The 24,547-nt window shown below is 68.7% G+C and carries 23 protein-coding genes; 20 read left to right on the forward strand and 3 right to left on the reverse strand.

All coding sequences use genetic code 11. The annotated features are described in order from the left end of the window. Positions 1-85 precede the first annotated feature (85 nt). Positions 86-3,538: a methylmalonyl-CoA mutase family protein gene (locus tag HBF32_RS07665; protein ID WP_166699087.1), complete on the reverse strand. Its 3,453-nt coding sequence runs from the start codon at positions 3,536-3,538 to the stop codon at positions 86-88. A gap of 191 nt (positions 3,539-3,729) precedes the next feature. After that, the gene (locus HBF32_RS07670; RefSeq protein WP_166699088.1) at positions 3,730-4,599 is read right to left on the reverse strand and encodes an alpha/beta fold hydrolase; all 870 of its coding nucleotides are present in this window, start codon (positions 4,597-4,599) and stop codon (positions 3,730-3,732) included. Between the two features lie 125 nt (positions 4,600-4,724). Here HBF32_RS07670 and HBF32_RS07675 point away from each other — a divergent pair, with 125 nt between their 5' ends. Together HBF32_RS07675 and HBF32_RS07680 are read left to right on the forward strand one after the other, a co-directional pair. Then, the gene (locus tag HBF32_RS07675; RefSeq protein WP_166699089.1) at positions 4,725-5,063 is read left to right on the forward strand and encodes a YXWGXW repeat-containing protein; all 339 of its coding nucleotides are present in this window, start codon (positions 4,725-4,727) and stop codon (positions 5,061-5,063) included. Positions 5,064-5,259: 196 nt separating this feature from the next. Further along, positions 5,260-6,363 (forward strand): Glu/Leu/Phe/Val dehydrogenase dimerization domain-containing protein, encoded by a 1,104-nt coding sequence (locus HBF32_RS07680; RefSeq protein WP_166699090.1) that lies wholly within the window; start codon positions 5,260-5,262, stop codon positions 6,361-6,363. Between the two features lie 70 nt (positions 6,364-6,433). Here HBF32_RS07680 and HBF32_RS19475 read toward each other — a convergent pair whose 3' ends face one another. Next, positions 6,434-6,562 carry a hypothetical protein gene (locus HBF32_RS19475; RefSeq protein ID WP_275690414.1) on the reverse strand — a complete coding sequence of 43 codons (129 nt, stop codon included), beginning with the start codon at positions 6,560-6,562 and terminating at the stop codon, positions 6,434-6,436. Positions 6,563-6,972: 410 nt separating this feature from the next. Between HBF32_RS19475 and HBF32_RS07685 the strand changes: the two genes are divergently transcribed. The 18 genes from HBF32_RS07685 to HBF32_RS07770 all read left to right on the forward strand — a co-directional run bounded on the left by HBF32_RS07685 (position 6,973) and on the right by HBF32_RS07770 (position 24,525). Continuing rightward, a complete protein-coding gene (locus HBF32_RS07685) occupies positions 6,973-7,242 on the forward strand; it encodes an acyl carrier protein (RefSeq protein WP_166699091.1) in 270 nt (89 codons plus the stop codon). Positions 7,243-7,250: 8 nt separating this feature from the next. Then, positions 7,251-8,048 (forward strand): glycosyltransferase family 2 protein, encoded by a 798-nt coding sequence (locus tag HBF32_RS07690; protein WP_166699092.1) that lies wholly within the window; start codon positions 7,251-7,253, stop codon positions 8,046-8,048. Beyond that, positions 8,036-8,644: a LolA family protein gene (locus HBF32_RS07695; RefSeq protein ID WP_166699093.1), complete on the forward strand. Its 609-nt coding sequence runs from the start codon at positions 8,036-8,038 to the stop codon at positions 8,642-8,644. Before HBF32_RS07690 ends, HBF32_RS07695 begins: the two co-directional genes overlap by 13 nt. Further along, positions 8,641-11,055, forward strand: a complete 2,415-nt coding sequence (locus tag HBF32_RS07700; protein ID WP_166699094.1) for an MMPL family transporter — start codon at positions 8,641-8,643, stop codon at positions 11,053-11,055. The genes HBF32_RS07695 and HBF32_RS07700 overlap by 4 nt, the downstream gene beginning before the upstream one ends. A gap of 31 nt (positions 11,056-11,086) precedes the next feature. Then, positions 11,087-12,313: a beta-ketoacyl-ACP synthase gene (locus HBF32_RS07705; RefSeq protein WP_166699095.1), complete on the forward strand. Its 1,227-nt coding sequence runs from the start codon at positions 11,087-11,089 to the stop codon at positions 12,311-12,313. Further along, positions 12,313-13,539, forward strand: a complete 1,227-nt coding sequence (locus HBF32_RS07710) for a beta-ketoacyl-[acyl-carrier-protein] synthase family protein (protein ID WP_166699096.1) — start codon at positions 12,313-12,315, stop codon at positions 13,537-13,539. Before HBF32_RS07705 ends, HBF32_RS07710 begins: the two co-directional genes overlap by 1 nt. Beyond that, positions 13,536-14,261 carry a beta-ketoacyl synthase chain length factor gene (locus tag HBF32_RS07715; protein ID WP_166699097.1) on the forward strand — a complete coding sequence of 242 codons (726 nt, stop codon included), beginning with the start codon at positions 13,536-13,538 and terminating at the stop codon, positions 14,259-14,261. The genes HBF32_RS07710 and HBF32_RS07715 overlap by 4 nt, the downstream gene beginning before the upstream one ends. After that, positions 14,222-15,022: a lysophospholipid acyltransferase family protein gene (locus tag HBF32_RS07720; protein WP_338039746.1), complete on the forward strand. Its 801-nt coding sequence runs from the start codon at positions 14,222-14,224 to the stop codon at positions 15,020-15,022. Before HBF32_RS07715 ends, HBF32_RS07720 begins: the two co-directional genes overlap by 40 nt. Beyond that, positions 15,019-15,282, forward strand: a complete 264-nt coding sequence (locus tag HBF32_RS07725) for a phosphopantetheine-binding protein (RefSeq protein WP_166699099.1) — start codon at positions 15,019-15,021, stop codon at positions 15,280-15,282. The genes HBF32_RS07720 and HBF32_RS07725 overlap by 4 nt, the downstream gene beginning before the upstream one ends. Beyond that, positions 15,270-16,442 carry an ApeI family dehydratase gene (locus HBF32_RS19285; RefSeq protein ID WP_240147800.1) on the forward strand — a complete coding sequence of 391 codons (1,173 nt, stop codon included), beginning with the start codon at positions 15,270-15,272 and terminating at the stop codon, positions 16,440-16,442. Before HBF32_RS07725 ends, HBF32_RS19285 begins: the two co-directional genes overlap by 13 nt. Continuing rightward, complete coding sequence (locus HBF32_RS07735) at positions 16,435-17,388, forward strand: lysophospholipid acyltransferase family protein (RefSeq protein WP_166699100.1); 954 nt, start codon at positions 16,435-16,437, stop codon at positions 17,386-17,388. Before HBF32_RS19285 ends, HBF32_RS07735 begins: the two co-directional genes overlap by 8 nt. After that, on the forward strand, positions 17,378-17,836 hold the full coding sequence (locus HBF32_RS07740; protein ID WP_166699101.1) for an acyl-CoA thioesterase: 459 nt from the start codon (positions 17,378-17,380) through the stop codon (positions 17,834-17,836). Before HBF32_RS07735 ends, HBF32_RS07740 begins: the two co-directional genes overlap by 11 nt. After that, positions 17,833-18,555 (forward strand): class I SAM-dependent methyltransferase, encoded by a 723-nt coding sequence (locus HBF32_RS07745; RefSeq protein ID WP_166699102.1) that lies wholly within the window; start codon positions 17,833-17,835, stop codon positions 18,553-18,555. The genes HBF32_RS07740 and HBF32_RS07745 overlap by 4 nt, the downstream gene beginning before the upstream one ends. Further along, entirely contained in the window at positions 18,552-19,730 is a 1,179-nt protein-coding gene (locus HBF32_RS07750; protein ID WP_166699103.1) for a beta-ketoacyl-ACP synthase, read from the forward strand. The genes HBF32_RS07745 and HBF32_RS07750 overlap by 4 nt, the downstream gene beginning before the upstream one ends. Next, on the forward strand, positions 19,727-20,200 hold the full coding sequence (locus HBF32_RS07755) for a hotdog family protein (protein WP_166699104.1): 474 nt from the start codon (positions 19,727-19,729) through the stop codon (positions 20,198-20,200). The genes HBF32_RS07750 and HBF32_RS07755 overlap by 4 nt, the downstream gene beginning before the upstream one ends. Next, complete coding sequence (gene fabG, locus HBF32_RS07760) at positions 20,197-20,925, forward strand: 3-oxoacyl-ACP reductase FabG (RefSeq protein WP_166699105.1); 729 nt, start codon at positions 20,197-20,199, stop codon at positions 20,923-20,925. Before HBF32_RS07755 ends, fabG begins: the two co-directional genes overlap by 4 nt. Before the next feature lie 106 nt (positions 20,926-21,031). Next, complete coding sequence (yccS, locus tag HBF32_RS07765) at positions 21,032-23,140, forward strand: YccS family putative transporter (RefSeq protein WP_166699106.1); 2,109 nt, start codon at positions 21,032-21,034, stop codon at positions 23,138-23,140. Between the two features lie 227 nt (positions 23,141-23,367). Further along, the gene (locus tag HBF32_RS07770) at positions 23,368-24,525 is read left to right on the forward strand and encodes an isovaleryl-CoA dehydrogenase (RefSeq protein ID WP_166699107.1); all 1,158 of its coding nucleotides are present in this window, start codon (positions 23,368-23,370) and stop codon (positions 24,523-24,525) included. The last annotated feature ends 22 nt before the right edge of the window (positions 24,526-24,547 follow it).

A 24,547-nucleotide genomic window follows, 5' to 3' on the forward strand; every position in this document is an offset into this window, starting at 1 on the left:
GTCCGATTCCGTAGGCGGCGATGCGGCGCGCAGGATAACCGGGGCGTAAGTCGTTGGGTCCCTGCCTGCGCAGGGACGACGGGCTTTACATGTTACGGCGGTACTCGCCGCCCACGTCGTACAGCGCGTGGCTGATCTGTCCGAGCGAGTTGTGCTGTACGGCTTCCATCAGTTCCGCGAACACGTTGCGGCGGTCGCGGGCCGTCTTCTGCAACGTCTTCAGGCTCTCCGGGGCCAGGCCGTTGCGGGCCTTGCCGTAGAGCAGCACGTTGTCGATCTGCTGGCCCTTCTCCTCTTCCGTGGAGCGGATCAGTTCGATCTCGGTGGCGATCTCGCCGCCGTGGTCCTTCGGCAGGAAGGTGTTCACGCCGATGAGCGGAAGCGAGCCGTCGTGCTTCTTGTGCTCGTAGTACATCGACTCTTCCTGGATCTTGCCGCGCTGGTACATCGTATCCATAGCGCCGAGCACGCCGCCGCGCTCGCTGATCGCCTCGAACTCCTTGTACACGGCTTCTTCCACGAGGTCGGTCAGTTCGTCGACCACGAAGCTGCCCTGCCACGGGTTCTCGTTGAAGTTGAGGCCGAGCTCGCGGTTGATGATGAGCTGGATCGCCACGGCACGGCGCACGCTCTCTTCCGTGGGCGTGGTGATCGCCTCGTCGTAGGCGTTCGTGTGCAGGCTGTTGCAGTTGTCGAACAACGCGTACAGCGCCTGCAGCGTGGTGCGGATGTCGTTGAACTGGATTTCCTGCGCGTGCAGCGAACGGCCGGAGGTCTGGATGTGGTACTTCAGCATCTGGCTGCGCGCGCTGGCGCCGTAGCGCTCGCGCATGGCGCGGGCCCAGATGCGGCGAGCCACGCGACCGATCACCGTATATTCCGGGTCCATGCCGTTGGAGAAGAAGAACGACAGGTTCGGCGCGAAATCGTCGATCTTCATGCCGCGGGCGAGGTAGTACTCCACGATGGTGAAGCCGTTCGACAGCGTGAAGGCCAGCTGGCTGATCGGGTTCGCCCCGGCTTCCGCGATGTGGTAGCCCGAGATCGACACCGAATAGAAGTTGCGGACCTTGTGGTCGACGAAGTACTGCTGGATGTCGCCCATCATGCGCAGCGCGAATTCCGTGCTGAAGATGCAGGTGTTCTGCGCCTGGTCTTCCTTCAGGATGTCGGCCTGCACTGTGCCTCGCACGGTCGCCAGCGTGTACGCCTTGATCCGCGCGTAGGTCTCCGCATCCACGACTTCCTCGCCCGAGACGCCGAGCAGCCCGAGGCCGAGGCCGTCGTTGCCCTGGGGCAGGTCGCCGTTGTAACGCGGGCGGTTGCCGTCCGGATACAGCTCGGCGATGCGCGCGTTGGCGGCTTCCCAGCGCGAGGCATCCTCGTTGAGGTACTTCTCGATGTTCTGGTCGATCGCCGTGTTCATGAACATGGCGAGGATGATCGGCGCGGGACCGTTGATCGTCATCGACACAGACGTGGTCGGTGCCGACAGGTCGAAGCCGGAGTAGAGCTTCTTCATGTCGTCGAGCGTGGCGATGGAGACGCCGGAGTTGCCGATCTTGCCGTAGATGTCGGGACGCGGTGCGGGATCCTCGCCGTACAGCGTCACCGAGTCGAACGCCGTGGACAGGCGCGCGGCGCCGCCGCCCAGCGAGAGGTAATGGAAGCGGCGATTCGTACGCTCGGGCGTACCCTCGCCCGCGAACATGCGGGTCGGGTCTTCGCCGGCGCGACGGTACGGGAACACGCCGCCGGTATACGGATAGTGGCCAGGCAGGTTCTCGCGCATGAGGAAGGAAAGCAGTTCGCCCCAGTCCTTGGTCTTGGGCGGCGACACCTTCGGGATTTTCTGGTGGCTCAACGATTCGCGGTAGTTTTCCACGCGAATGACCTTGTCGCGCACCTGGTATTCGTTGAATTCGGCCGTGACCGACTCGAACCGGGCCGGCCACTCGCGCAGGAGGTGGATCGCCTCGCTGGACAGCTCGCGCACGGTCTCGTTGTAGCGCTGGCGCAGGGTGATGAGGGAGCGGTCGCCGTGCACGGTGAGCAGCGCGTGGTCGTAGAGGTCGAAGGCACGCGGCAGCGACTCGTCGCCGATGTCCTTCAACGACTCGTAGTAATGCTGCGCCTTGCTCGCCGCCGCGGCCTGCACCGCGATGGATGCGTTGACGCCCCGGCCCTGCTCCGCGATCTCCGCAAGGTAACGCACGCGGTTGCCCGGAATCAGCACGGTGGCGCGCGGCTCGCGCAGGCTGGTGTCGACATCCGGCGTCCACGTGGCCTCGGGCAGCGAGAGCTTCTCGCGCAGCAGCCGGCACAGGTTGTCGAACATCCAGGTCACGCCCGGATCGTTGAACTGGCTGGCAATGGTCGGATAGACCGGCACCTTCTCGTCCGGCAGCTGGAAGGCCGCGCGGTTGCGCTTCCACTGCTTGCGCACGTCGCGCAGCGCATCCTCGGCGCCGCGCTTGTCGAATTTGTTGAGCACCACGAGCTCGGCGAAGTCGAGCATGTCGATCTTCTCGAGCTGGCTCGCGGCGCCGTATTCGCTGGTCATGACATAGACCGGGAAATCGACGAGATCGACGATCTCCGAGTCGCTCTGGCCGATGCCGGCGGTCTCGACGATCACCAGGTCGTAGCTCTGGGCCTTGAGGAAATCGATGCAGTCGTGCAGCACGACCGAGGTGGCGGCATGCTGGCGGCGGGTGGCCATCGAACGCATGTACACGCGCGGACTGCGCAGCGAGTTCATGCGGATGCGATCGCCCAGCAGCGCGCCGCCGCTGCGACGGCGGGTCGGGTCGACGGCCAGCACGGCGATGCGCATCTGCGGGAAGGCATGCAGGAAGCGCAGCAGCAGTTCGTCCACGACGGACGACTTGCCGGCGCCGCCGGTACCGGTCAGCCCGAGCACCGGGGTCTTCCCCCCGGCGAGCTTCCACGCCTTGCGCAGGCGGGCCAGTTCTTCCTCGCCCAGGTGGTCTTCCTCGATCGCCGAAAGCATGGCGCCGATGGAGATCTCGTCCTCGACGGAGGTGGCGGGCGGGGCGACTTCCACGCGCTGCATCGCTGCGGCGCGCGTACGCGTCATCACGTCCTCGATCATCTCCACGAGGCCGAGCTTCATGCCGTCGTTCGGATGGTAGATGCGCTCCACGCCGTAGGCCTGGAGCTCCTTGATTTCTTCCGGCGTGATGGTGCCGCCACCGCCGCCAAACACGCGCACATGGCCTGCACCGCGCTCGCGCAGCATGTCCACCATGTACTTGAAATATTCCACGTGGCCGCCCTGGTAGGACGACAGTGCGATGGCGTCCGCGTCTTCCTGCAGCGCGGCGCGCACCACGTCTTCCACCGAGCGGTTATGGCCCAGGTGGATCACCTCCGCACCCTGGCTCTGGATGATCCGGCGCATGATGTTGATGGCGGCGTCGTGTCCGTCGAACAGGCTCGCCGCCGTGACGAAGCGCAGCGGGGTCGCCTCGGCGTCCGTGCTGCTGGCGGGGATGTGCTGGGGCTGCGAGCTCATGAAGACTCCGGGAACGATCGACGACGGTGGGGAGCTGTGAATTCTACTGCGGCGGGGGCGCAGCGCTTTGCTGCAATGCAGCGCAGAGAGCCTGCTGTAGGAGCCGCTATAGCGGCGAGAAGCCAACGAAGCCATGAAGCGAGAAGGCACGTCCCCTCGCCGCTATAGCGGCTCCTACAGTGGTGGCGGCGTTATCGGGGGGAGAGGAAATTCAGCGCCGCTTCCCTCACTGCCTTATCGTCCACCACGGCCCGGTGGCCGAGGCCGCGGGTTTCCAGGAGCGTCGCCCCGGGCCAGAGCTTCATGTACATCGCGGCCTCCTCCATCGGCACCTCGGGATCGCCGCGATCGTGCACCACCAGCACCGGCTGGGTCCGCTTCGGAGCGTGCCTCGCGATGTGCAGGTCGTCGATGAGGACACCGGTACGCTCCGCCAGCAGCTCGTGCAGTTTCGGCCGCAGGCGCTCGCTCAATCGCACGAAGCGCGCGAAGCGTCGCGTGGCGCCTTCCACGTCCGCCGCGGCGGCGATCAGCACCACCCGCTTCGTCGTCCACCCGCCGTCGAGCGCCAGTGCCACGGCGGCCCCGCCCAGCGAGTGCGCGACCACGCCTTCCGGATCGCCGTAATGCCGGGCCACGGCCGTCACCGTGTTCGCGAAATCCGGCAGCGTGCAGAGGTCGCCGCCGCTCCGTCCGTGTCCCGGCTGGTCGAAAGCCACCGCCGCCCAGCCTTTCGCAAGAACCTGCGGCATCCAGCTTTCCCAGCGCAGGCCCATGCTCGACCAGCCATGCACGAACAGCAGGTACGGCCGTGTCGCGGGGTCGCCCCAGACATACGTGGCGATGGGCCTGCCGTCGACGTCGATGCGCGCTTCCCGCGCCGAGGTGAGCGCCGCGGCGTGGTCGGCGCGCTCGCGGCTGCTCGGCAACGGCGTCTGGAAAACCCGTGCGGCATGGGCGACGGTCCGCCGCGGCGCCAGGCGGCTGCCCAGCCGGTAGGCAAGGCGAATGCCGAGGATGGTCGCGACGGTACGGACGCCGAAGCGGCGCGGTGGCTTCATGGGGGGAACCGGATAGGGGGTCCGCGAAGCTGAACGCATGCCGCGAGGGGAGTCAACCCGCCGGTGCGAGCCTGCGTTCTGGCGCACGAATCCGCATCCGACGCGGAGTGCCGAAGGAGACAGTCATGAGCCTGACCCGCACCCTCGCCGCCGTGGCCGCCCTGGGCCTGGCCGTTGGCGCCGCGAGCTACACCCCGCCCGCCGCCGCGCGGGAATACGTCTCGGTCACCGTGGGCACCCGCCCGCCTCCGCCGCGTTTCGAGCGCGTGCCGCCGCCGCGTGCCGGGTACGTCTGGGCCCCCGGGTACTGGAACTGGGCCCGAGGCCGCTACGTCTGGGTCGACGGCCATTGGTATGCCGCGCGCCCGGGCTACGTGTACCGGGCCCCGGTATGGCGCCCGTACGGCCACGGCTGGCGTTTCGAGCGGGAAACCTGGCACCGCGACCGCCACTGGCACCGCTGACCGCGAGCCCCCGTGCTGCGGCGCACCTACACACGGGCCCGCAACGGTTTAAACTATCCAACTGACACGACATATCGCCCCCGCCCTCAAGGTTGGGGCGATTTTTTTGGACAGTCACAATCCACCGGGGGTCCCCACCGCCGGTTTCCACCTGAAGGGCGGCGCCCAAGCCGCTTGTAACTGGAGTTTGCGTTCGATGATTTTCGAAACCATCGCCAACACGGGCCACGAAGAAGTCGTCTTCTGCCATAACAAGGACGCAGGCCTGAAGGCCATCATCGCGATCCACAACACCGTGCTTGGCCCGTCGCTGGGCGGCCTGCGCATGTGGCCCTACAAGAGCGAGCAGGACGCCGTGAACGACGTGCTGCGCCTGTCGCGCGGCATGACCTACAAGAACGCGGTGGCCGGCCTGAACCTCGGCGGCGGCAAGGCCGTGATCATCGGCGATCCCTCCAAGGACAAGTCGGAAGCGCTGTTCCGCGCCTTCGGCCGCTTCGTCAACTCGCTCAACGGTCGCTACATCACGGCCGAGGACGTCGGCATCGACGTCAACGACATGGAATACGTGTTCCGCGAGACCGAGTACGTCACCGGCGTGCATCAGGTCCATGGCGGCTCGGGCGATCCCTCGCCGTTCACCGCCTTCGGCACGCTCCAGGGCCTGATGGCCGCGCTGCAGCACAAGCACGGCAACGAAGACGTGGGCAAGTACAGCTACGCCGTTCAGGGCTGCGGCCACGTGGGCAGCGAGTTCATCAAGCTGCTGCGCGAGCAGGGCGCGAAGGTGTTCGTCACCGACATCAACAAGGACGCCGTGCAGCGCTGCGTCGACGAGCTGGGCTGCGAAGCCGTGGGCCTCGACGAGATCTACGACGTGGACGCCGACGTCTACAGCCCGTGCGCCCTCGGTGGCACGGTGAACGAGCAGACCATCGACCGCATCAAGGCGAAGATCATCTGCGGCGCGGCCAACAACCAGCTGGCCACCGACGCCATCGGCGACGAACTCTCCCGCCGCGGCGTGCTCTACGCCCCGGACTACGCCGTGAACGCCGGCGGCGTCATGAACGTGTCGCTGGAAATCGACGGCTACAACCGCGAGCGCGCGATGCGCATGATGCGCACGATCTACTACAACGTCGGTCGCATCTTCGAGATCTCCGCACGCGACAAGATCCCGACCTACAAGGCCGCGGACCGCATGGCCGAGGAGCGCATCAGCGCGATCGGCAAGATCCGTCTCCCGCACATGGGCAACGGTGCGCCGCGTTTCCAGGGTCGCATGCGCGGCCAGTAGTCGCGAGACGTCGGTGAAGAAAAAACCGCCGGCCTGCCCGGCGGTTTTTTTTTGTTCGACGGGTCGCGAATCAGCGGATGGCCGCGATGGCCTGGGCGGTAACCGGTGCGGGCGCGGTAACCATCGCGCCCAGGGTCAGCAGGCAGGTCAGGACGGCGGCGACGAAGAAGGTCTTCAGCATGGCGGTTTCGTACTTCATGGTGTTTCTCCTGCGACAAGGGGGATTCGGGTTTCGAGAGGTAGGTTGCAGAAGCCGTGCCAACCGCCCGGAACGCGCGGAACCCGCATTCCAGCGCGGTTTCCCTTTCGGCCCCTGTCCCTCGCCTCCCTGTCCGCGGACGCCGGGGCCGGTCCGTCCGGACAGTGTCCGGCCGCATCGGGGGTCGCAAGGACGCATTGTTCCGGACCGTGATCTGTTACACTTTGCGGAGCCCGAGGATCCTGTAAGGCTTTGCCTACACGGGTCTTTTGGGTCAGGGGAGCCGCCTTAGGGGCGGAGACAACCAGAGCCTTTTCGATCACCTTCGTCGCCTCGGTGATGGCGTATGGCATCGCTTTTCCTCGCGGAAGCGTGTCGCCCATCCGGGGATGAAATGGACTTACCGAGCTATGAGCGCGATCCCAGCCGAAACCTTCACTCCCGACGACGTCCTCGCTCGCCTTCGGTCGGTCCTCCATGAGACCTTCGAGATCGACCCGGCCAAGGTGACTCCGGAAGCCAACCTCTTCACCGACCTGGAGCTGGACAGCATCGATGCGATCGATCTCGCCATCCAGGTGCAGGACATGACCGGGACACGGATCAAGCCCGAGGACTTCAAGAGCGTGCGTACGGTCGGCGACGTGGTCGCCACCGTGCAGGCATTGCTCGCCCGCTGAGCGGACCGATGGCGGGCAGGCCCGGACCGCGCGAGGACGCGGCGCGATCCTTCGCGCCCTGCGCCGTCGTACCCGTCTACAACCACGGCCGCACCGCCGGGGCCACCGCGAATGCGCTGGCCGCCCACGGCCTGCCCGTGTTCCTCGTGGACGACGGATCGAACGCGGAAACCCGCGACGCGCTCGACCGCCTCGTGGAAGGGCGCGACGACCTGCGCCTGATCCGCCTGCCGGAGAACGGCGGCAAGGGCAGCGCGCTTACCGCCGGTTTCCTTGCCGCGCACGAAGCCGGTTACAGCCACGTGCTGCAGATCGATGCGGACGGCCAGCACGATACCGACGACGTCCCGCGCTTCCTCGAGACCGGCCGCGCGTCGCCGGCCGCGATGGTGTGCGGACGCCCCGTCTACGACGATTCCGTGCCTCGCTCGCGACTGTACGGGCGCTACGTCACGCATGCCTTCGTGTGGCTGGAAACCCTGTCCTTCGATATCGACGATTCGATGTGCGGGTACCGTCTTTATCCGTTGGACGAAACGCGCGCGGAGATCGCGCGCAAGCCGCTGCCCGCACGCATGGACTTCGACACGGAGATCGCCGTGCGCCTGTTCTGGCGGGGTGTGCCGGTGCGCAACCTCGCCACCCGTGTGATCTACCCGGAAGACGGCCTCTCGCACTTCCGCATGTGGCGCGACAACCTCCGCATCGCCGCCATGCACACGCGTCTCGTGCTTGGCATGCTGCCACGCGCACCACGCCTGATCCTTCGCAAGTTCGACCGCCGGAATAGCCGATGCGCCGTCTGATCGCCCTCGCCGCCTTGTTCTGTGCGTTCGCCGCGCAGGTGCAGGCCACCACGCTCGTCGACGACGTGCTCGGCCACCTCGCCCGCCACACCCAGGTCCGCGCTGCGTTCACGCAGACGCGCGACAATCCCGCGCTCGCGGAGCCGCAGGTGAGCCGTGGCGACCTGCTCTTCGTCGTCGGCCGCGGCATGGTGTGGCATACGCGCGAGCCGTTCGACGACAACCTGGTGCTCACGGCCGGCGATACCGCGCGGATCGATGCGCAGGGCAACCTCGCCCGCGTACGCGACGGCAATCGCGGCGTGAGCCGGGTGTCGGGGATGCTGCAATCGCTGCTCGCCGGCAAGTCCGAGGAGGCCGCGCGCCAGTTCGCCATCACCGCCGACGGCACCACGGCGCGCTGGACCCTGCACTTCGTGCCGCGCCAGGCACGCATGGCCCGGGTGCTTGCCGGGATCACGCTGAAGGGCGACGACTTCCTGCAATCCATCGAGGTGGACCTCGCGAGTGGCGAGCGCACCGTCATCGCCTTCGCCAACACGCGCGACGCGGGACCGCTGACCCTGCTCGAAGCCAAGGTGCTGGGCGTTCCATGACGTTGCCGCCGACCACGCCGCGCGCCGGCCTCTTCGCGTTCGCGGCCGTGGTCGCCTGCCTGCTTTGCGCCTGGCTGCTGTTCGGCCGCGGCGCGTCCCCCCTGCAGACGGACCTGCTCACGATGCTGCCCGCCACCGAGCGGCATCCGCTTGCCGAGGACGCCGTGGAACGGCTCGCCAAGGCCAGCGGCGACCGGATGATCCTCCTCGTCGGCCATGCCGACGACGCCACGGCCAAGGAGGCCGCGCGACAGCTCGGCGACGATCTGCGCAAGGACGCCGTGTTCGCCTCGGTGGTGGCCGAACTGCCGCCCTTCGACCTCGACCGCCTGGTCACGCCGTTCCTGCCGTTCCGCTTCCACCTGCTCACACCGGAAGACCGGGCCGCCGTCGCCGCGCCGGGTTTCGATGCCGTCGCCGCGCTGCGCCGCCGCCTCAACGAACCCTTCGGCGCCACCATCGGCACCCGCCTCACCGACGACCCCTTCGGCTGGACGCAGCACTGGCTCGACCGCCAGCCGTGGAACCGCGCGAACCTCGTGCCCGAGGACGACCTGCTCACCGCACATCGCGACGACGGCAGCGACGTGCTCGTGATCGCCACGCTCGCCGGTTCGTCCTACGACGATGCCGTGCAGCGGCGGGCGCTCGCCGCGCTGGACGGCGCCGAGCGCGCGATGGTCGCGACACATCCGGGAACGCGCCTCCTGCGCACCGGCGCGGTCTTTTACGCCGCGGCCGCGCGGGCGGGCGCGGAGCGCGACACGCACGTGGTCGGCATCGCTTCCTCGCTCGGCATCGCGGTGCTCCTGCTGTTCGTGTTCCGCTCGGTACGGCCGCTGCTGGTCGCCTTCCTCTCCACGGCACTCGGCGTCGTCGGCGCCATCGTCGTCACGGTGCTCGTATTCGGGCAGCTGCACCTGCTCACGCTCGTCTTCGGCGCGGCGTTGCTGGGCGAGGCAGTGGACTATTCGATCCAGTACCTTTGCGCGCGCGCCAACGCCGGACCGGCGTGGGACGCGCGGCGCGGCGTGCGCCAGGTGCGTCCGGCCCTGCTGTTGGCCCTTGCCACGTCGCTCCTCGGTTACGCCTTGCTGGCCCTCGTACCCTTCCCCGCCCTGCGCCAGATGGCATGCTTCGCCATCGCCGGCATGACCGTCGCCTGCGCCAGCGTGTTCTGGCTGTTGCCCGCGCTGGTCGCGGGCCCGGCGCGGAAACCGATCTCACCCGCGCTCGTGCGGCTCGCGCTCGGCTGGCAGCGCATCGCATCGGGACGTCGCGCGCTGGCCGCCACCGGCGTGCTCCTCCTGCTGGCCGTGCCGGGCTGGCTGCGTCTCGGCCACGACGACGATATCCACCTGCTGATTTCGCCGCCGCCCTCGCTGGATGCGCAGACCGCGGCGATCCGCGACATCGCCGGTTTCGGCGGCGGCAGCCAGTTCTGGCTGGTGGAAGGGCGCGACGCCGAAGAGGTGTTGCGGCGCGAGGAAGCGTTGACCGACCGGCTGCGCGCGTGGGTGGACGAAGGCAGGCTCGCGGGCTGGACGGGCATCGGCACGATGTTGCCGTCGCAAAAGCGGCAGGCGGAAAACCTCGCGGCGGTCTGTGGGAGCCGCCACGGCGGCGAGGGAAACTTGCCTCACGGCGACACGGCTTCGTTGGCTTCTCGCCGCTATAGCGGCTCCTATAAGAGCTGCTTCGCGGAGAGCATGGTGACCGCGGGCTTCAAGGGCGAAGCGGCGGATGCTTATGAGGCTGCGTTCCCGGGCCGCGTCTTCACGCTCGCCGACTGGCTGGCGATGCCTGCCTATACGCCGTTCCACTATCTGTGGTTGAGCGGCGAACACGGCACCGGCAGCATCGTCGTGCCGCAGGGACAGGACGATCCGCGCGCGCTGCGCGCGGCGGCCGAGGGTCTGCCCGGCGTATCGCTGATCGACAAGCCCGCGAGCATCTCCGCCCTGTTCGGCCGCTACCGCGGCTATGCGGATGCCTGGCTCGGTGCGGCACTCGCACTGGTGGGCCTCGCCTTCGCCTGGCGCTATGGTTGGCGGGCCGCCTGGCGTGTGCTGCTGCCCCCGGCCGCGGGCATCGTGTTCAGCGTGGCCACCCTGGGTTACCTTGGCGAACCGCTCACCCTGTTCCACGTCATGGCGCTCATGCTCGTGCTCGGCGTAGGCGCCAACTACGCCGTGTTCCTGCGCGAAGGCGAGCCTTTCGTCGTGCACAGGCCCGGCGCGGCATATGCGGGCGTGCTCCTCTCCGCCGTCACCGCCCTGCTTTCCTTCGGCCTGCTCGCGCTCGGCTCCATGCCCGCGCTGCGCCATTTCGGACTCACCCTGCTCTTCGGCATCGGCTTCACGGCGCTGCTCGCGCCGCTCAGCCTCCCTGCGGAAAAGACCAACGCATGAACACACAACGCACCCTTCGGGAGGGCGCACGATGAAGCGCGTCGTCGTCACCGGCATCGGCGGCATCACGCCGCTCGGCCACGACTGGGCCACGATCGAGGCGCGGCTGCGCCGCTTCCGCAATGCCATCCGCCGCATGGACGAGTGGGACTACTTCGACAAGCTCAACGGCAGGTTGGGCGCGCCGGTGGACGATTTCGTCCTGCCCGCGCACTGGTCGCGCAAGCACGTGCGCTCGATGGGACGCGTCGCCCAGCTGGCCGTCGCAGCGAGCGAGCGGGCGCTGGCCGATGCCGGACTGCTCGGCGACAAGGACATCGCGGACGGACGCATGGGCGTGGCCTATGGTTCTTCCGGCGGCAGCATCGAACCCGCGCGCACCGTGGGCCACATGCTGGAAACCGGTTCCATGCAGGGCGTGACCGCCACCAGCTACATCCAGATGATGGCGCACACCACGGCGGTGAACGTGGGCGTCTTCTTCGGCCTCAAGGGCCGTGTCGTCACGACGTCCAGCGCGTGCACCTCGGGCAGCCAGGCCATCGGCTACGGCTACGAGGCAATCCAGCAGGGCAAGCAGACGCTCATGCTCTGCGGCGGCGCCGAGGAACTGTCCGGTCCTGGCGCCGCGGTGTTCGACACGTTGTTCGCCACCAGCACGCGCAACGACACGCCCGGACTCACGCCACGCCCCTTCGACGCGGCGCGCGACGGCCTCGTGGTGGGCGAAGGCGCCACCACGCTGGTCCTCGAGGAATACGAGCATGCCGTGGCGCGCGGCGCGCGCATCTATGCCGAGATCGTCGGCTTCGGCACGAACTCGGACGGCGCGCACATCACCCAGCCCACGCGCGAAACCATGGCCGCCGCCATGCGCATGGCGCTGGCCGACGCGAACCTGCCGCCGGCCGCGATCGGCTACGTGAGCGCGCACGGCACCGCCACCGACCGCGGCGACGTCGCCGAGAGTCACGCCACGGCGGACGTCCTCGGCGGTGGCATCCCCATCAGTTCGATGAAGAGCTACGTCGGCCACACCCTCGGCGCCTGCGGCGCGCTGGAAGCCTGGTGGGCGATCGAAATGATGCGCGGCGGCTGGTTCGCGCCCACGATCAACCTCGAAACGCCCGATCCGGAGTGCGCGGCCCTGGATTACCTCCTGGGCGAAGGCCGCGAGATCCGCACCGGCTACGTGATGAACAACAATTTCGCGTTCGGCGGCATCAACACGTCGCTGATCTTCAAGGCGCACGGCTGATGCGGCGAACGGTCGTCACCGGCATGGGCGCGGTTTCCTGCCTCGGCGCGGGATGGAGGGCGCTGTTCGACGGTTTGCGCGCGGGCCGTTCCGGCTTCCGCCACATGGCGGACTTCGCCGCGCTGGGCATGCGCTGCCAGGTGGCCGCACCGGCCGACACGACCGCGCTCGAGCCACCGCCGCGCAAGCTGCGACGTTACCTGCCGCAGGCCGCCGAGTACGCGTGGCACGCGACCGCCGAAGCCCTGGCCGAAGCCGGGCTGGATGCCGCCCGTGTCCGCGAACGCGACGTCGGCATCGTGATGGGCGGCGCGGCGGCACTGAGCGAATACGAGGCCGGTCTGGACGTGTTCCACGCCAAGGGCATCTCGCGCCTGTCGCCGTTCATCGTGCCGCGCAGCATGGGCAGCGCGGTATCCGCCACGCTCACGCAGGCGTTCGGGTTCGGCGGCCGGGGCTTCACGGTGGGTTCGGCGTGCACGAGCGCCACGCACGCGATCGGCCAGGCGATGGAGATGATCCAGCTCGGCCGCCAGGAGATCGTGGTCTGCGGCGGTGCGGAGGAACTGCACGACAAGGCCGCCATGTGCTTCGACGTGATGAACGCGCTGTCGACGGCGAGCGTCGCGGGCGGGCGTGTCTCCATGCCTTACGCCGCGGACCGGGACGGCATCCTGCTTGGCGGCGGCGCGGGCGTGCTGGTGCTGGAATCGCTCGAGCACGCGCGGGCACGCGGCGCCGCCATCCTCGCCGAAGTGACGGGCTACGGCGCGGCGTCCGATCCCGACGGCATGATCAGTCCTGCCGCCGACGGCATGGCCGAAGCGATGCACCAGGCCATCGACCTTGCCGGCATGCTGCCCGATTACGTGAACACCCATGCCTGTGCGACCCTTCCCGGCGACCTTGCCGAGTGGGACGCATTGCGCCGTGTCTTCGGCGAGCGCGGTCGCGACGTGCCGCCCATGTCCTCGATCAAGGGACTCGTCGGCCACGCACCCGCGGCGGCGGGCGCGCTCGACGCCATCGCTTCCATCGCGATGATGAGGAAAGGCGTGCTGCTCGGCGGCGCCTCGGCAACCGAGCGCGATCCGGCCTTCTCCGACGCGCCGCTCGTCCAGGGCGAACTGGCCATGCGCGTCGACAGCGTGCTGTCGAACAGCTTCGGCTTTGGCGGCAGCTGCGCGGCGCTGATGATCCGCCGCTTCGAAGAGGCCGCGGCATGATCGACGTATGCATCGATGCGTGGCGTGCGTGGGCTCCCGGCATGGAGGACCCCGGCGCCTGGGCGGCATGGGCCGAAGCGCCGCATGCGATCGTCGACAACGGCGAGCAGCCCGCATGCGAGTTCGTCCCGCCGATGCAGCGCCGTCGCCTCAGCAGGCTTGCGCGCATCGTGATGCATGCGGCATGGCCCCTCTGCGGCGACGGCGAGCAGCTGCCCTTCGTGTTCGCCTCGCGCCATGGCGAGACCACGCGCACCTTCGCCATGCTCGACGAGATCGGCCGTCAATCGCCGCTGTCGCCGACGCAGTTCGGTCTCTCGGTGCATAACGCCATTGCCGGACAATGGTCGATCCTGCGCGGGCAACGTGGAGAGTCGGTGGCCATCGCCGGCGAGGCGGATACCTTCGAGCACGCCATCGTCGAGGCCGCCGCCCTGCTGGGCGACGGCGCCCCGGCCGTGATCGCCGTCGTCGCGGAGGAGCTTCCGGCGGCCGCCTACGACGGCTGGATCGACGACGTGCCGTTCTCGTATACGCTGGCACTGCGCCTGTCCCTCGCAGGCGACGGCCCGCGCTGGCGGCTGTCGTTGGCCGCGAACGACGGTGCCACGCCGGTGGCGGGCCTGCCGCACGCCCTGCGTTTCGTCCGCGCCTTGCACGACGGCGCGCCCCTGGACCACCCGTGGAAGACACGACGATGGAACTGGCAGCCGACAACATGACCCGCCGCGACGCCTGGGCATGGCGTTTCGTCTGCACCGCGCTGAGCTTCGCGTTGTTCGGCATCGGCGGCGTGATGCTGCGCCTGCTCATCCTTCCGGTCGTGCTGCACTGGCCGGGACCGCCGGCGGTCCGGCGCCGGCGTGCCCGGCGCACCGTCGGCCGCGCGTTCTGGCTGCATTCGCAATTCATGTACCGCACCGGCGTGCTCGACTACCGCTTCGAGGGGCTGGAGCGGCTTGGCCGTCCCGGCCAGATGATCGTGGCCAACCATCCTTCGCTGATCGACGTGGTGTTCCTCATCGGGCACGTGCCCGACGCGAACTGCATCGTGAAGCACAGCCTGTGGAAGAACCCCTGCATGCGCGGCCCCGTGCGCGTGGCGCAGTACATCAGCAACGATGGCAGCGCGGAGATGCTGGAACGCGCGGCGGACGTGCTGCGCGAAGGCCAGACGCTCATCGTGTTTCCCGAAGGCACCCGCACCACACCGGGCAAGGCGCCGGTCTTCCACCGGGGTGCCGCCGCCATCGCGGTGCGCGGCGCGCACACGATCACGCCCGTGTTCGTCACCGTCCGGCCCACCACGCTCACCAAGGCCGAGCCCTGGTATCGCATTCCGCACCGTCGCGTGCAGATGGATTTCCGCGTGGGCGACGATATCGCGGTCGCCGACTTCTCCAATGGCCATCCCGCGCCGCTGGCCTCGCGCCGCATCAACGAACACCTGCACGCCCTCTACGCCAGGGAACTCAAGGCATGAACGACCTCGAACGCGACATCGCCCGGCTGATCATCGACACGCTGGCGCTGGAACACCTCACGGTGGACGACATCGCCGCCGACCAGCCGCTGTTCGGCCAGGGCCTGGGGCTGGACTCGGTCGACGCGCTGGAGCTGGCCCTCGCGCTGCAGAACCGCTACGGCCTGCAGATCGCCTCCGACTCGCGCGACGCGCGACGCCACTTCGAAACCGTGCGCAGCCTGGCGCTCTACGTGGAGGGTTCCTCGTGCGCAGGCTGAGCGACCTCGTACTGGTCGTGGTGGGGGTGCTCTACCCCTTCATCGTGTACTTCGGCACGGACCATGTATCGACGCCGATCTTCGGCCTGATCCTCGGCGCGCTGTGGCTCGTGCGCGCGCCGGCGCTGCTGCGGCAGCCCGGCGGCCGCTGGATGCTGGGCGTCACCCTCGTCTATTGCGCGGTGCTCGCCTTCGGCGGCGGCGAGCACCTGCTGCGCTGGTATCCCAGCCTCATCTGTGCGCTGCTCCTGGCGGCCTTCGGGCTCAGCCTGAAGTTCGGCCCGCCGATCATCGAGCGCATCGCCCGCGTGACCGAGCCGGACCTGCCACCGGTGGCGGTGCGCTACACGCGACGCGTCACCTGGGTGTGGGTGGCGTTCTTCGCGTTGAACGGCACCGCTTCCGGCGTGCTGGCCGAATGGGGGCCGCTGTCGTGGTGGACGTTCTACAACGGCATTCTGGCTTACTCGGTGATGGGTGCCCTCTTCGTCGGGGAATGGCTGCTGCGCCAGCGCCTGCGCCGGCGGATCAACAAGGCGCCGATGGATGCCGCGGCCGGTCGTCTCGCGTCGCATCCCTGGGTGGCGGGCGCGACCGGCGGTTACGCGGGCAAGCTCGGGCCCGGCATGATCGTGGCGCTGGGCGCCGCCGGCCGCACCGCGTTGTTGCGCCACGGGCGCGCGGGGCTGGTCAACGAACTCGGCCAGCATGCCGCCGGCGACGATGCCCTGTCGACGCCGCTGGTCTGGCGCTTCGTCGATCGCCTGCCGGAGCCCGCGAACGTGGACGCCATGCTGCGTGCCCCGTTGCCCGAAGCCGCCATCGTTCTCGACGAGCGCCGCGAAGGCGACGCATACGTCCTGGATCTGGAACTCCCGCTGGACCTCGCCTGCTTCGCCGATCATTTTCCCGAAGCGCCGGTGCTGCCCGGTGTGCTGCAGGTGGGCTGGGCCCTGGAGTTCGCCGCGCTGCGCCTCGGCACGCCCGCGACCTGTCGCGCCGCGGACGGCATGAAGTTCCAGCGGTTGCTGCGTCCGGGGGATCGCGTGCGGCTGATCCTGCGCCACGACGCCGCCCGCGGACGCCTGCATTTCGCTTATCGCAGCGACGATGCACCGGTGTCGTCGGCACATCTGCGACTCGAGGGCACCGATGACTGATTCCGTCGCCAACGCGCACTGGGCCGAACAGAGGGAACGCGGCAGCTTCCTCGGCATGAAACTCACGGCCATCGCGGTGCGCGTGCTCGGCCGTCGCGCGGTAACGCCGGTGATCCGGCTGGTCGTGCTGTATTTCTTCGTCACCGGGCGCGCCGCGCGAAGGAACGTCGCCGACTACCAGCGGCGCCTCGCGGCGTGGAGCGGTCGGCGCGACCTCTTTCCGCGGTCGCGCGCCGTCTTCGCCCAATACCTGGCCTTCGGCGAATGCATGCTCGACCGCTTCGACGTCTGGCGCGGCAAGCTGCGCCTGTCGTCGGTGGACATGGACGATCCCGACGGCGTGCGCGAGGCGTTGATCGCGGGGGGACGCGGACAGCTCCTCGTCTGCACCCACCTCGGCAACCTGGACGTCTGCCGCGCCATGGCCGAACTGGGCGAAGGCGTGGCGCTCAACGTGCTGATGCACCTGCCGAACGCGGCGCACTTCAACCGCCTGCTAGGGGAGTCCGGCGACCGGCGCCTGCGCCTGATGCACGTGGGCGACCTGGACACCGCGGCGATGCTCGACCTGTCGCAGCGCCTGGAACGTGGCGAGTGGATCGCCATTGCCGGCGATCGCGTGCCCGCCCATGGCGGGCGCACCGTCGACGCCGACTTCCTCGGCTCGGCAGCGCCCTTCCCGCAGGGACCGTGGCTCATGGCGGCGATGCTGCGCTGCCCGGTCAACCTGGTCTGCTGCCTCAAGCACGACGGCCGCTATCGCATCCATCTCCGCCGCTTCGACGATGCGGCCGGCTGGGACCGCGGGCGGCGCGACACGATCATCGCATCGAGCGTCGCGCGCTACGCCGGATGGCTCGCGGCGCATTGCCTCCAGGCACCATTGCAATGGTTCAACTTCCATCCTTACTGGCAACCGGCGAACGGAGGCTCCCATGCGGACTAAGGGCGTGCTCGCCGCCGAGATCGACGTGACCGTGCCGTTCTTCGACGTGGATTCCATGGACGTCGTGTGGCACGGCCATTACGTGAAGTACCTGGAAATCGCCCGTTGCGCCCTGCTCGACGAGCTCGGGCACAACTATATGCGCATGAAGGAAACCGGCTATGTCTGGCCCATCATCGACCTGCAGCTGCGCTATGCGCGCGCCGCGCGTTTCGGCCAGAAGCTGACGGTTCGCGCCGAGCTGGTCGAGTGGCAGAACCGGCTGAAGATCCACTACACCCTGAGCGACGCCGTCACCGGCGAACGGCTCACCCGCGCCAGCACCATACAGGTGGCCGTGAAGCTCGCCGACGGCGAGATGCAGCTGGTCTCGCCTGCCGTTTTCGTCGACGACGTGGAGCATCGCCTCGCCGCGTCGTCCCAGCGTTCCACCGGAAGCCATCCATGAAGTACGCCAGCGCCACCTATGTCGAGGAAACCCGCATCGGGTTCGTCTTCCTGCGCACGCACACCTGGCAGCACCACGTGCTGCGCGTGGCGATCAACGACCTCAAGCGGTTGGTGGGCGAGCCGCTGCCGCGCGGCGGCACCTTGCTCGACGTGGGCTGCGGCCAGGGCCGTTCCTTCCGCCTGCTGCGCGATGCCTTCGCGCCGCAACGCCTGATCGGGCTCGACGCCGATCCGCACAGCATCGCATTGTCGCGCGCGGAAGCGGAACGCGAGGGCATCGACGCCACCCTGCTGCTCGGCGACTGCGCCGGCATCGACCTGCCCGACGCGAGCGTGGACGTGCTGTTCTGCCACCAGACCTTTCACCACCTGGTGGAGCAGGAACGGGCGCTCGACGAATTCTGGCGCGTGCTGAAGCCCGGCGGCCTGCTGCTCTTCGCCGAATCGACGAAGGCCTATATCGATAGCTGGGTGATCCGCTGGTTCTTCCGCCATCCCATGCACGTGCAGAAAAGCGCCGACGAATACCTGGCGATGCTGCGTGGCCGCGGCTTCGTCTTCGCCGGCACGAACGTCTCGCTGCCCTACCTCTGGTGGAGCCGCGCGAAGGACTTCGGCCTGCTCGAACGCTGGGGCATCAAGGCCCCGCCGCCACCGGGCAAGCGCGAGGAAACCCTCGTCAACGTGGCGGCGCGCAAGCCAGTCGCCGACGCATGAAGACGTACCTCGACGCACTGGGCGTGGCCTGCGCGCTCGGCGTGGGCAAGGATGCCGTGGCGGAAGCCCTGTTCGAAGCGGCGCCGCACGGCCTGCGCCCGCTCGAAGGCTGGGTGCCTGCGCACAGCTTGCCCCTGGGCGAGGTGACCGCGGCCCTGCCGGCCGTCCCGGCGGGGCTCGAACATCGCGACACACGGAACAATCGCCTGCTGCTGCTCGCCGCGCAGGAGATCGAGACCGAGATCCGCGACGCCATCGCGCGCTTCGGCGCGGCGCGGATCGGCGTCGTGGTGGGCACCAGCACCACCGGCATCGAGGAAGCCACGCGCAACATCGCCGCACGCGGGAAGAGCGGCGCATGGCCGGACGGCTATCGCTACATCGACCAGGAGCTGGGCGCACCGGCGGCCTTCCTCGCCGAATGGCTGGGCGTGTCCGGCCCCTGCTACGGCATCTCCACCGCCTGTACCTCCGGCGCGCGCGCCCTGCTCAGCGCGCGCCGGCTGCTGCGCCTCGGTCTTTGCGACGCGGTGATCTGCGGCGGGGCCGACACGCTCTGCCGCCTCGCCATCCACGGGTTCCATTCGCTGGAGGCGACCGCACCGGGGCGCTGCCTGCCGTTCTCGTCCGCACGACGCGGCATCAACATCGGCGAGGGTGCCGCCCTGTTCCTGATGACCCGCGACGAAGCGCCGGTGGCCTTCCTCGGCGGCGGTGCCAGCTCGGACGCGTACCATATGTCGTCGCCCGAACCCGACGGGCGCGGCGCGGTCGAAGCGATGCGCCTCGCCCTCGACGCGGCGGGTATCGACCCGGGAGCCATCGACTACGTGAACCTGCACGGCACCGCCACCGAGCACAACGACGCCATGGAAAGCCGCGCCGTCGCCGGAACCTTCGCGCGCGCCGTGCCCTGCTCGTCGACCAAGGCGCTCACCGGGCATACGCTCGGTGCCGCCGGTGCGCTGGAGGCCGCGTTCTGCTGGCTCGCGCTGAGGGATCCGCATCGCCGCCTGCCGCCCCATGCGTGGGACGGCCAGCCCGACCCGGCGTTGCCGCCGCTGGCCTTTACCCGGGTCGGCGACACGTTACCCCCCGGGCTTCGCCACCTCATGAGCAATTCGTTCGCGTTCGGCGGAAACAACGCCAGCCTCATCCTGGCGGGGGGCGCATGACGATCTGGCCCATCGAGAAACTGCTGCCGCACGCGGGACGCATGATCCTGCTCGACCGCGTCGTGACCTGGGAAGCGGAGCGCATCGTCTGCGAGCGCACCGTGCGCCGCGGCGATGCCTTAGTCAACGCCACCGGCCTGCCCGCGTGGGCGGGCGTGGAACTGATGGCGCAGGCCATCGCGGCCTGGAACGGTTGCCAGGTGCTCGCCGCCGGCGGGCTCGTGCGTCCCGGCTTCCTGCTCGGCACACGTGCCTACCGCGCCGACGTCGACGCCTTTCCGCTCGGCGCGAAGCTCGCGATCGAGACGGTGCGCAGCTTCCACGACGAGGACGGCATGGGCGCCTTCGCCTGCCGTATCGATGCGCCCGGCATGCACGCCGAGGCGCGCCTCACCGTCTTCAGTCCACCGGACCCCACACCTTATCTCGATCCGCGCAACAGCCTGGATTCCAAGGGAACACCCTCATGACCGACACCGTCCTCGTCACCGGCTCCAGCCGCGGCATCGGCCGCGCCATCGCGCTGAACCTCGCCGACGCGGGCTACGACCTCGTCGTGCACTGCCGCTCGCGCCGCGAGGAGGCCGAAGCCGTGCAGGCGGAAGTCGCCGCACGCGGGCGCAATGCACGCATCGTGCAGTTCGACATCTCCGATCGCGCCGCCTCCGCCGCCGCCCTCGACGCCGACGTGGCGGCGCACGGCGCCTATTACGGCGTGGTCTGCAACGCCGGCCTCACGCGCGACGGCGCGTTCCCCGGCCTCACGTCCGAAGACTGGGACCAGGTGCTGCGGACGAACCTCGACGGTTTCTACAATGTGCTGCACCCGCTGGTGATGCCCATGATCCGCCGCCGGGCGGCGGGCCGCATCGTCTGCATCACCTCCGTGTCGGGCCTCGTCGGCAATCGCGGACAGGTGAACTACAGCGCCTCGAAGGCCGGTGTCATCGGTGCGGCCAAGGCCCTGGCCGTGGAACTGGCCAAGCGCAAGATCACGGTGAACTGCGTCGCGCCGGGCCTCATCGACACCGACATGCTCGAGCCGGAGGTGCCGGTGGAGCAGATCCTGAAGGCGATCCCGATGGAGCGCACCGGTACCCCGGAAGAGGTAGCCGCGGCGGTGCGGTTCCTGATGAGCCCCGAGGCCGGCTACATCACCCGCCAGGTGCTGGCCGTGAACGGCGGCCTCTGTTGACCCCTGTAGGAGCCGCTATAGCGGCGAGGAAACCTTGCGGAGGCACCGCAAGATTGCTCTCGCCGCTATAGCGGCTCCTACAACGAAGCACGGTTAATCTAGACGGATGGTTTCCTTCCGCCACCTCGCCCAATCCGATCGCTTCGCCGATCTCGTGCGCGTCTTCCTCGCCCTCGCCGGCATCGTGGCCTGGTGCGTGCCCGCCGGGCAGGTCGATGCCGTCGTGCCGGCGTTGCTGGGCGCCATCGCCTGCGCCCTTGCCGAGACCGACGATGCCTGGCGGGGGCGGCTGCGCGGTCTCGTCGTCACCCTCGTCTGCTTCGCCGCCGCCGCCGCGGTGGTGAAGGCGACGCTCGGCACACCGCTCCTGTTCGCCGTACTGCTGCCCGTCGGGACCTTCACGCTGGTGATGCTTGGCGCCGCCAGCGGACGCTATTCGACCATCGCCACCGGCACGCTGATCCTCTCGGTCTACACGATGCTCGCCTCCGATGCGGCCACCGCGGGGACGGGGAACTGGAGCGACATGCTGGCCATCCTGGCCGGTGCGGCATGGTACGGAATGCTCTCCCTGCTATGGAGCGCAATGGCTCCCCAGCGCGCCGTGCGCCACGCGCTCGCGCGACTTTTCGAATCCCTCGCGAACCTGATGGACGCCCGGGCCGCCCTGTTCGAACCCGTGCATGGCCTGGACCGCGACGCCCTCGCCGTCGAGTTCTCGCGGCGCAACCGGCATACCGTCGACGCGCTGGCTGCCGCGCGCGCCGCACTGATCGATCGCATCGGCCGGCGCCAGCCGCGCGGCCAGTCGGCGGCGAGGCTCGCCATGTTCTTCATCGCGCAGGACATCCACGAGCGGATCAGTTCCTCGCATTATCCCTACGAGGAGATGACCGAGGCGCTTTACCACAGCGACATCATGTTCCGTTTCGGCCGCCTGCTCCGCCTGCAGGCGCGCGCATGCCGCGAGCGCGCCGACGCCATTCGCCACGGGCAGCCGCCGGGATCGATCGCGTTGCCGCGATCCGCGCTCGACGATGTGCGCGATGCGATCGCCTATCGCCGTCGCACCGGCGCCATCGGCCAGGCGCTGGACGACGCGCTGTCCGCCCTCCTCGCCAACATGGAGGGGCTGCAGGGCGATATCGGCGACGAAGGGCGCCTTCCCGATGGGACAGACGTGGCGCTGCAGGACAGCGAACCGGGATCGTTCCGCGAAGCCGTCGCGCGCATCCGCGTGCGGCTCGACCGCCGCTCCATGCATTTCCGCCATGCCGTGCGCCTCGCGACCGGCATGCTGGCGGGTTACCTGGTCATGCTCGTCCTGCATCCGAGCCACGGCTACTGGATCCTGATGACCACCCTGTTCGTCTGCCAGCCCGGCTATGGCGCGACCCGGAAGCGGACCCTGCAGCGCATCGCCGGCACCGTCGCCGGCCTCGTCGCCGGCTGGGCGATGCTGAAGCTGCTCCCGGGCGGCGCCTGGCGATTGCCGGTACTGGTCGCCACCGGTGCGGGCTTCTTCGCCTTCCGCCTGCGCCGCTACGCCCTGGCCACCGCGGTCATCACGCTGTTCGTCCTGCTCTGTTTCGGCCTCGTCGGCGACGGTTACGACGCCATCGGGCCGCGCCTCCTGGATACCGTTCTGGGTGCGCTCGTCGCCACCGTGGTGATCCGCTTCGTGCTCCCGGACTGGCGGGTGCGCCGGCTGGAGGACGTCTCGGCCGACGCGCTGCTCGCCTATGCGAATTACCTGCGGGGTATCGCCGCGCAATACACCACCGGCAAGGCGGACGACCTGCCTTATCGCATCCTGCGCCGCGACGCCCATGCGGCGCAGGCGGCCGTCGCCGGCAACGTGGCCGAACTGCTCGGCGAGCCTGGTCATTCGCGCGAGCGCGGGGAGCGCGCGCTGCGCCTCGTCTCGGCCCTGCAAGCCGGCCTTTCCCACCTTTCGACCCTGGGAGCGCACCGGCGCGCCCTGCCCGCCGATGAAGCGGCGGTGGTCGGCAGGCTTTGCGCGGGAGTTGCCGATGCCTTCGGCGCCCTGGCGAAACGCCTCGGCTCGCCGTCCTCGCCGCACGATACCTCCACACAGCGACCCGACGTCCCGGCGATGGCGGAAGATGCCTCTCCCGTCGTGCGCCTGGTGGCCGGCCAGTGCATCCTCCTGATGCGCGTCCACGACCGGATCGCCATCCTGACGGCCGTCTGATACGAAAGATCCCATCGGTCCCGCCGGTCGGCGGTTCGGACAGAGCCGCTTTCGGCGGCGGGGGGCGCGCTTCATGTTGCCCCGCTGCCGTGGGATCGCCGGTATAGCCCGCTCCCACAAGGTTCCCGTGGGGCCTGACGGCGCCATTGCTGCGTCGCGCCGTGGCTTGCGGCCCCCCGCACGCTACGATGGGCCGCTTTTCCCCGCCTCTTCCGGAGCTTCGCACCATGCGCCCGTTTTCCCTCGGTGAAGACCTCGACCTCCTGCGCGAAAGCGTCCACGCTTTTGCCGACAAGGAGATCGCGCCGCGCGCCGACCGCATCGATCGCGAGAACGTGTTCCCAGAAGACCTCTGGCGCAAGTTCGGCGACATGGGGCTCCTCGGCGTCACCATTCCCGAGGAATTCGGCGGCTCCGGCCTGGGTTTCCTCGCACACATGATCGCGATGGAGGAAATCTCCCGCGCCTCCGCCTCGGTCGGCCTCTCATATGGCGCGCATTCGAACCTGTGCGTGCAGAACATCTACCACAACGGCAACGACGCCCAGCGGCGCAAGTACCTGCCGAAGCTGGCGAGCGGCGAATGGGTGGGCGCGTTGGCGATGAGCGAACCGGGCGCCGGTTCCGACGTGGTCGGCTCGATGAGCTGTCATGCCGAACTCGTCGGCGACACCTGGGTCGCCAACGGTTCCAAGATGTGGATCACCAACGGTCCCGATGCCGATGTGCTGCTGGTCTACATGCGCACGGCACCCCGCCCCGCCGGCAGCCGCTGCATGACCGCCTTCATCGTCGAGAAAGGCATGAAGGGATTCTCAACGGCGCAGAAGCTCGACAAGCTGGGCATGCGCGGTTCGAACACCTGCGAACTGGTGTTCGACAACTGCGAGATTCCTGCCGAGAACATCGTGGGCGAGGTGAACGAAGGCGTGCGCGTGCTCATGGGCGGCCTCGACACCGAGCGACTGGTGCTCTCCGGCGGCCCCATCGGCATCATGCAGGCCGCGGTGGACCTCGTACTGCCCTACGTGCGCGAGCGCAAACAGTTCAACGCGCCAATCGGCACCTTCGGCATGATGCAGGCGAAGATCGCGGACATGTACACCGCGCTGCAATCGTCGCGCGGTTTCGCATACATGGTGGCGCAGCAGTTCGACAACGGGGTGAAGTCGCGCATCGACCCGGCGGCCTGCCTGCTCAATGCGTCGACCAACGCGGTGAAGGTGGCGCTCGAGGCCATCCAGGCCCTCGGCGGCAATGGTTACATCAACGAATTCCCCGCCGGTCGCCTGCTCCGCGACGCCAAGCTTTACGAGATCGGCGCGGGCACGAACGAGATCCGGCGCATGCTGATCGGCCGCGAACTGTTCCACGGCAAGTCCTGAGCATAAAAACTGTGGGAGCCGT

The organism is Luteibacter yeojuensis, assembly GCF_011742875.1.
Taxonomy (GTDB): Bacteria; Pseudomonadota; Gammaproteobacteria; order Xanthomonadales; family Rhodanobacteraceae; genus Luteibacter; species Luteibacter yeojuensis.